Consider the following 1,174-nt stretch of genomic DNA (forward strand, 5'->3'; position numbering starts at 1 on the left):
GCGCGTGGGGCTGGCTTGGCAGGGTCGTCAGTCGGAGTCGTGTTGGATCGTGGTCGAGGCTTCCACGAAGAGTGGCGCCAAGGATGACCTCCATGCCGGGAGATCGCGCGAGAGCGTGAGCCAGGTCAGTTCACGGTTGATCTCGTCGTACTGGTGGATGATGAAGTTGCGGTTCGCAACGGCGAGGGCCCACTCGACTCCGTCGGGCGGCAACACGCCAAGCCGGGATAGCCGGTTGGCCGCCTCCCCCAGTTTCATCATCAGCGAGTCACCGGCCTCCTGTAGGAGGACGTCGGCGAGGTAGGTCTCCTTGCCGCGCTGGGTGATCTCATCGACGCGCTCAAGCCAGCCTCGGATGTGGACCAGTTCCTTGGCGGCCTTGCGGTCCATCACAGCAGCATTGCCTCGCGACGGACGTCGTCATCGATGCTCGGCTTCAACCCGCCGTAGGACACCAGGTCGACCTCGCGTCCGAGGACCTGCTCGACGAGTCGCTTGAACCTGATGAAGTCGAACGACGACGTGCCCTCGGGCGCTTCCACCAGCAGGTCGATGTCGGAGTCCTTCCGGGCCTCATGCCGGGCGACGGAGCCGAACACCGCAAGACGCGAATATCCGTGCTCGGCGGCGAGGGCTTTGAGGACTGGCGCAGCGCCCTCGAGCAGGACTTCAGGGTGGACGTCGTCGAGCTCGGAGGCGAACTTGAGCTGCTGACTAACCGCCGGCTGGGTGATGTCCAACGCGTCGGCGATCTGGCGCTGGCTCATGCCACTGACCGCCATGGCCCGAAGCGCGAGAACGCGACGTAGCCGCGCGACCTGTTCGTCGCGCTTGGCAGCTCGGTACTCATCCAGCAGGCCCATAAGGTGATCTTATCAGCACGAAGACCTGGCGACCCCGGGACGCGGTTCGCGGTCGTCCTGTGAAGCCGACCAGGGACCCGTCCCGCGGCTCGTCTCTTCTCCGAATACTTGGGGAATAAGTGCGGAACGCCGGCGTTGCGGTTCGGCGGGAAGATCTGCGTCTTCGCAGTTCAGAGGGTGGCCAGCGCCACACCTCGAGCGACTCGAACAAGCGACCACTTGGGGACTCATTCAAGATACCGACCGCCCCTTGACCTGCGTTTCCGCAGGTCAAGGGCGGTTCACAAAGTCGGGCTGACAGGATTTGAACC

Annotated in this window: 2 protein-coding genes; both read right to left on the reverse strand. The window is 64.1% G+C overall.

Annotated elements, in window-relative coordinates; genetic code table 11:
* Window positions 1-27 precede the first annotated feature (27 nt).
* Entirely contained in the window at window positions 28-390 is a 363-nt protein-coding gene (locus EKO23_RS24685) for a HepT-like ribonuclease domain-containing protein (protein WP_134721234.1), read from the reverse strand.
* A complete protein-coding gene (locus EKO23_RS24690) occupies window positions 390-863 on the reverse strand; it encodes a nucleotidyltransferase domain-containing protein (protein ID WP_134721236.1) in 474 nt (157 codons plus the stop codon). Before EKO23_RS24690 ends, EKO23_RS24685 begins: the two co-directional genes overlap by 1 nt.
* Window positions 864-1,174 lie beyond the last annotated feature (311 nt).

Origin of the sequence: Nocardioides guangzhouensis (assembly GCF_004519545.1) — a bacterium.
In the GTDB taxonomy this organism is placed as follows: Bacteria; Actinomycetota; Actinomycetes; order Propionibacteriales; family Nocardioidaceae; genus Nocardioides; species Nocardioides guangzhouensis.

Excerpts from the sequence above, each read along its gene's own strand:
- EKO23_RS24685 (WP_134721234.1), bottom strand. The coding sequence starts at position 390 with ATGGACCGCAAGGCCGCCAAGGAACTGGTCCACATCCGAGGCTGGCTT.
- EKO23_RS24690 (WP_134721236.1), bottom strand. The coding sequence starts at position 863 with ATGGGCCTGCTGGATGAGTACCGAGCTGCCAAGCGCGACGAACAGGTC.